The organism is Streptococcus mitis, from assembly GCF_001579035.1.
Taxonomy (GTDB): domain Bacteria; phylum Bacillota; class Bacilli; order Lactobacillales; family Streptococcaceae; genus Streptococcus; species Streptococcus mitis_J.
Map to the genome: position 1 here is coordinate 156,243 of NZ_KQ970285.1, position 6,062 is coordinate 162,304.

Annotated in this window: 6 protein-coding genes; 2 read left to right on the forward strand and 4 right to left on the reverse strand. The window is 41.7% G+C overall.

The genetic code is table 11. The annotated features are described in order from the left end of the window. A partial coding sequence (locus tag SMIDD26_RS00700; RefSeq protein ID WP_246746834.1) for a polysaccharide biosynthesis protein occupies nt 1-1,627 on the forward strand: 1,627 nt, incomplete at its 5' end. 306 nt (nt 1,628-1,933) lie between these two features. On the opposite strand, the gene SMIDD26_RS00705 is transcribed toward SMIDD26_RS00700, so the two are convergent. Genes SMIDD26_RS00705 through sdaAB form a run of 3 tightly spaced genes read right to left on the reverse strand, consistent with a single transcriptional unit; the run spans nt 1,934 to nt 4,140 of the window. Beyond that, nucleotides 1,934-2,566 carry an HAD family hydrolase gene (locus SMIDD26_RS00705; protein ID WP_061438617.1) on the reverse strand — a complete coding sequence of 211 codons (633 nt, stop codon included), beginning with the start codon at nt 2,564-2,566 and terminating at the stop codon, nt 1,934-1,936. Nucleotides 2,567-2,587: 21 nt separating this feature from the next. Further along, entirely contained in the window at nt 2,588-3,460 is an 873-nt protein-coding gene (gene sdaAA, locus SMIDD26_RS00710; RefSeq protein WP_061438618.1) for an L-serine ammonia-lyase, iron-sulfur-dependent, subunit alpha, read from the reverse strand. Between the two features lie 8 nt (nt 3,461-3,468). Beyond that, complete coding sequence (gene sdaAB, locus SMIDD26_RS00715; RefSeq protein ID WP_000838909.1) at nt 3,469-4,140, reverse strand: L-serine ammonia-lyase, iron-sulfur-dependent subunit beta; 672 nt, start codon at nt 4,138-4,140, stop codon at nt 3,469-3,471. Nucleotides 4,141-4,381: 241 nt separating this feature from the next. On the opposite strand from sdaAB, the gene SMIDD26_RS00720 reads away from it, so the two are divergent. After that, nucleotides 4,382-5,002 (forward strand): aggregation-promoting factor, encoded by a 621-nt coding sequence (locus SMIDD26_RS00720; protein WP_061438619.1) that lies wholly within the window; start codon nt 4,382-4,384, stop codon nt 5,000-5,002. 51 nt (nt 5,003-5,053) lie between these two features. Here the strand turns inward: SMIDD26_RS00720 and SMIDD26_RS00725 are convergent, their stop codons facing one another. Continuing rightward, the gene (locus tag SMIDD26_RS00725; RefSeq protein WP_061438620.1) at nt 5,054-5,917 is read right to left on the reverse strand and encodes a helix-turn-helix domain-containing protein; all 864 of its coding nucleotides are present in this window, start codon (nt 5,915-5,917) and stop codon (nt 5,054-5,056) included. Between the last annotated feature and the right edge of the window lie 145 nt (nt 5,918-6,062).

A 6,062-nucleotide genomic window follows, 5' to 3' on the forward strand; every position in this document is an offset into this window, starting at 1 on the left:
GAACGCGAGTATTAGTCGTTACAGCAAGATTACGGACTTTATGAAAATCTTTTTTGGTGTGACTGCCAGCAGTGTCTTGTCATATAGTATCTGCTATGCCTTTTTGCCACTCTTCTCCATCCGTTTCATCATTCTCTTTATTTTGTTGAGTACCTTCTTGATTTTATTGCCACGGATTACTTGGCAGTTAATCTACTCCAGACGCAAAAAAGGCAGTGGTGATGGAGAACACCGTCGGACCTTCTTGATTGGTGCCGGTGATGGTGGGGCTCTCTTTATGGATAGTTACCAACATCCAACAAGTGAATTAGAACTGGTCGGTATCTTGGATAAGGATGCTAAGAAAAAGGGTCAAAAACTTGGTGGTATTCCTGTTTTAGGTTCTTATGACAATCTGCCTGAATTAGCTAAACGCCATCAAATCGAGCGTGTTATCGTTGCGATTCCGTCGCTGGATCCGTCAGAATATGAACGTATCTTGCAGATGTGTAATAAGCTGGGTGTCAAATGTTACAAGATGCCTAAGGTTGAAACTGTTGTTCAAGGTCTTCACCAAGCAGGTACTGGCTTCCAAAAAATTGATATTACGGACCTTTTAGGCCGTCAGGAAATTCGTCTTGACGAATCGCGTCTGGGCGCAGAACTGACAGGTAAGACCATCTTAGTCACAGGGGCTGGTGGTTCAATCGGTTCTGAGATCTGTCGCCAAGTTAGCCGTTTCAATCCTGAACGCATTGTTTTGCTCGGTCATGGGGAAAACTCAATCTACCTTGTTTATCATGAATTGATTCGTAAATTCCAAGGGATTGATTATGTACCTGTGATTGCGGACATTCAAGACTATGATCGTTTGTTGCAAGTCTTTGAGCAGTACAAGCCAGCTATTGTTTATCATGCGGCAGCCCACAAGCACGTTCCTATGATGGAGCGCAATCCAAAAGAAGCCTTCAAAAACAATATCCGTGGAACTTACAATGTTGCTAAGGCTGTTGATGAAGCCAAAGTACCTAAGATGGTTATGATTTCGACAGATAAGGCGGTCAATCCACCCAATGTTATGGGAGCAACCAAGCGCGTGGCGGAGTTGATTGTCACTGGTTTTAACCAGCGTAGCCAATCGACCTACTGTGCGGTTCGTTTTGGAAATGTTCTTGGTAGCCGTGGTAGTGTGATTCCAGTTTTTGAACGTCAGATTTCTGAAGGTGGGCCTGTAACGGTGACAGACTTCCGCATGACCCGTTACTTTATGACTATTCCAGAAGCTAGCCGTTTGGTTATCCATGCTGGTGCTTATGCTAAAGATGGAGAAGTCTTTATCCTTGATATGGGCAAACCAGTCAAGATTTATGACTTGGCTAAGAAAATGGTGCTTCTAAGTGGACACACTGAGAGCGAAATTCCAATCGTTGAAGTTGGAATCCGTCCAGGTGAAAAACTCTACGAAGAACTCTTGGTGTCAACTGAACTGGTTGATAACCAAGTTATGGATAAGATTTTCGTTGGTAAGGTCAATGTTATGCCTTTAGAAGCTATCGATCAAAAGATTGAGGAATTCCGCACTCTCAGTGGAGATGAGTTGAAGCAAGCCATTATCGCCTTTGCCAATCAAACAACCCACGTTGAATAAAAAAGAAAAGCGCATATCATCAAGTTGTTAAGAACCTTGGTAATATGCGTTTTGTTATGTAGAGACTTATACTCTTCGAAAATCTCTTCAAACCACGTCAACGTCGTCTTGTCGTAGATATGGTTACTGACTTCGTCAGTTCTATCCACAACCTCAAAACAGTGTTTTGAGCTGACTTCGTCAGTTCTATCTACAACCTTAAAACAGTGTTTTGAGCAGCCTGCGGTTACTTTCCTAGTTTGCTATTTGATTTTCATTGAGTATTACTTCATTTTCTTCTGAAATGGAGTTGTTGCCCAGTCTATGTTATTGAAAATACGCCAAAACCTCTAAGGGGGTATGAGCGATATAATTAGGCTGATAGTTTAGCAAGTCTGCTTGCTCTCCAAATCCCCAAGTGACAGCCAATTTCTGAATGCCTGTTTCTTGAGCCCCCTGCATATCAAACTTGGTATCTCCGATGATGATGGCTTGTTCTGGTGCTAGTTGATGTGTCTGCAAGGCTTGGCGAATGACATCTGCCTTATGAGGTGCTTCAGGGCTGGAACCATAAATGCCATTAAAGAAATGATAGATTCCCAAGTTTTTAGTCATATCTTGAGCGGTAGGGGTATTCTTTGTAGTGGTGATGTAAAGAGGGTAATTGCTCGATAACTTCTCAAGCAACTCTACAATCTGAGGAAAAAGTTGAGCTTCATAGATACCTTTTGCCTTATAGTAAGAACGGTATATCTGCACAGCCTCAGAAATTTGTTCTTTAGGAAGGCAGGTCGCAAAACTACTTTCAAGAGGCGGTCCCATAAAACCACGAATCGTTTTGGCATCAGGGCTAGGCACCCCCAGCTCCTTAAAGGTATGGGTAAAGGCATTGTGAATCCCGATAGAACTGTCGACGAGTGTTCCATCCAGATCGAAAAAAATCGCTGTGATAGAGGTCATGGTTTCTCCTATTTGATAAGCTTATTCTCCGAAAATTTCTTTTTGAAGGCGACGACCAGTAGGGGTGGCAGCGAGTCCACCTTCAGCTGTTTCACGAAAGGCAGTTGGCATGCTTGCTCCTACTTGGTACATGGCATCGATAACTTCATCCACAGGAATTTTAGATTCGATACCTGCCAAGGCCATATCTGCTGCGATGAAGGCAAAGCTAGCTCCCATGGCATTGCGCTTGACACAGGGAACCTCAACCAAGCCGGCAACAGGGTCACAGATGAGGCCTAGCATATTTTTAATGACAAAGGCAATGGCTTGGCTGGCTTGGTAGGGTGTTCCACCCGCAGCTAGAGTCAAGGCAGCAGCACTCATAGCGGAGGCAGAACCAACCTCAGCTTGACAGCCACCTTCAGCACCTGAGATAGAGGCATTATTTGCGATGACTAGTCCAAAGGCACCAGCAGCAAAGAGGAAATCCAGCTGTTGCTCGTGGCTGAGGTCTAATTTTTCAATAGCAGCAGTGAGAACGGAAGGCAGACAGCCAGCACTTCCTGCGGTCGGAGTGGCACAAACCAAGCCCATTTTGGCATTGTGTTCATTGACTGCAATGGCATTTCGGGCAGCAGAGAGAATCGTATAATCTGACAGAGTTTTTCCGTTTTTGATGTAGTGTTCCAATTTGGCAGCATCTCCACCTGTCAGGCCACTACGAGATTTATTTTCATTGAGGCCAAGTTGGACAGAGGCTTTCATGACTTCCAGATTGCGTTCCATGAGAAGGAAGACTTCTTCACGTTCGCGACCGGTCAATTCAAACTCTGTTGTAATCATGAGTTCTGCGACATTTCCTTGAAAGTCCAGATCAGCTTGCTCGACCAATTCTTTGATAGAATAAAACATGCTTCCTCCTATTTAAAGAAATTGACATTGTGGAGATGAGGGATTTTTCGAATTTCTTCGATAGCCTCATCACAGTTGCGACTGTCGACTTCGATAATCATAATGGCTTTTTCACCAGCTTTTTCACGAGTAACATTCATCTGGGCGATATTGATATCATAGCGTGAAAGGGCCTCCGTTACGAGGGCAATCATACCTGGAATATCTTGATGAACGATAATGATAGTCGGTGTATTCATATTGAGAGAGACGGCAAAGCCATTGAGTTCGGTTACCTGAATATTTCCTCCACCGATAGAAATACCAGTTACGCTGATGGTCTTGTGAGCATTTTTGACGGTAATTTTAGTGGTGTTGGGGTGAGGGGCATTGCTGTCTTTCTGAATGGTCCAGACAATCTTGATGCCGCGCTTGTGGGCAATTTCCAGACTGTTTGGGATTTCGGGATCATCTGTATCCATGCCCAAAATGCCTGCAACAAGGGCTAGGTCTGTCCCGTGGCCACGATAGGTCTTGGCAAATGAGTTAAATAGTTGGAATTCGACTTCTGTCGGAGTATCATCAAAAATGGAAGAGACAATCTTCCCAATACGAACAGCACCAGCTGTATGGCTACTAGATGGGCCAATCATAACTGGTCCGATGATATCAAAGACAGATTGAAAACGAAGTGATTTCATCAGTTTCCCCTTATAAAAATTCTTATCTCTATTATATCAAAGAATAAAGGTCTTGGCTTTAATTGCGGATGAAAATCTTTCTAATACCTCAAATAGCATAAAAATAGTATCTTTTATGACAAAAAACACCTTATTTAGGGAAATAAAAAATAATTTTGTAATATTTCTACATAAAAGTGTCAAGAAACGGTAATATTTAAAGGGTATGATAGAAGTATAGAAAGAAGGAGAATTTTCAAATATGAAATCAACAACTAAAAAGATTAAAACAACTCTTGCAGGAGTAGCTGCCTTGTTTGCAGTATTTGCTCCATCATTTGTGTCTGCTCAAGAATCATCAACTTACACTGTTAAAGAAGGTGATACGCTTTCAGAAATCGCTGAAACTCACAACACAACTGTTGAGAAATTGGCAGAAAACAACCACATTGACAACATTCATTTGATTTATGTTGGTCAAGAGTTGGTTATCGATGGCCCTGTAGCGCCAGTGGCACCAGCTTCAACGACTTATGCAGCTCCAGCAGCTCAAGATGAGGCTGTTTCAGCTCCAGTGGTAGAAACTACAGAGGTAGAGGAAGAAACTCCAGTAGTAAGTGAAACAGTAGCCGAAGAAACAGTTGCTACAACTGTAAGCGGATCTGAAGCAGAAGCCAAAGAATGGATCGCTCAAAAAGAATCAGGCGGTAGCTACACAGCTACAAACGGACGTTATATCGGACGTTACCAATTGACAGATTCATACTTGAACGGTGACTACTCAGCTGAAAACCAAGAACGTGTAGCAGATGCCTACGTTGCAGGACGTTACGGTTCATGGACAGCTGCTAAAAACTTCTGGCTTAACAACGGATGGTATTAAGAACTAATGAATAGAATAGTATAAAAAGTCGGGGGAATTTCCTCGACTTTTTTATCTTTCCTTCGGCTGGTAATAGGTCTCCACTTCATTTTTGAGATGAGACAGCATGGAAGTTTCCTCAGTTAGCTCCAGAAGAGAGAACCCTTTTTGGATAAGTCTAGCATTATCCGTACAAATCCCAATACGGACATAGCAGATAGCAAGCCTATCGTAGTGCTTCTTTTTCTTGGCATCCTCTAGTAAAGTATAGCAGATTTGTTGACACATATTTTTGTCTTGATGGTATAAGTAAATGGTGGACAGATTGAGTAGGATTGCCATTCGTAAGTCATATAAATGTTGGTAGTTTTTATAGACTTCCAAGCGTTGCAGGATTTTTCCAGTAATGAGATGGAGGTGATCAATGGGAAAGCTGAAAAGGATGGTATTGAGGATTTTTAGGTCATTTTCATACCATGTATCTTGTTTTTCAATTTTTTCCCAAAGTTTTTTGACAGTCTGTTTCACTTGGTCTGACAGTTGCTCTGTACCATGTTGACGGATATGGATGACAATTTCCAGCATATCCCTTATTTCTTCTATAGGCAGGTCGTGGTGGGTCTTGAGATAGTCTTGGCATGTTTCAAAAAAATGAACTAGACTATTACTACCAATGATGGAAGTTATATTGAGATAAGTTTGCATGATTTCTGTTCGTTGGCTCGGTTGATAGAGATGGCAGATGTAGTCAAACTCTTCAAAACTCATATTGATTTGCCGGAGAAGAAATTCCATGTTTTCATATTTGGGAGTTGCTTTGCCACTTTCAATCTTTGATAGGCTAGTTCTTGAGAGGACATTTCCACAGACCTCTTCTTGAGTCAAGCCTTTTGACTCACGTATTTCTTTATAGATATTTCCGAAATCATAACGCATAATTTTCTCCTTTTCGTGAAAAAAGTTAACAAATAATAAAATCCAATTAAAAATATTGTATCATAGTAATATAAAAAGTAAAGAAGAAAGCTAAAATAAGTTTGGTGTAATTTTAAAATGGGCTTAACAGTACTATGATGTAGCT

Excerpts from the sequence above, each read along its gene's own strand:
- SMIDD26_RS00720 (WP_061438619.1), top strand. The coding sequence starts at position 4,382 with ATGAAATCAACAACTAAAAAGATTAAAACAACTCTTGCAGGAGTAGCT.
- SMIDD26_RS00725 (WP_061438620.1), bottom strand. The coding sequence starts at position 5,917 with ATGCGTTATGATTTCGGAAATATCTATAAAGAAATACGTGAGTCAAAA.
- SMIDD26_RS00705 (WP_061438617.1), bottom strand. The coding sequence starts at position 2,566 with ATGACCTCTATCACAGCGATTTTTTTCGATCTGGATGGAACACTCGTC.
- sdaAA (WP_061438618.1), bottom strand. The coding sequence starts at position 3,460 with ATGTTTTATTCTATCAAAGAATTGGTCGAGCAAGCTGATCTGGACTTT.
- sdaAB (WP_000838909.1), bottom strand. The coding sequence starts at position 4,140 with ATGAAATCACTTCGTTTTCAATCTGTCTTTGATATCATCGGACCAGTT.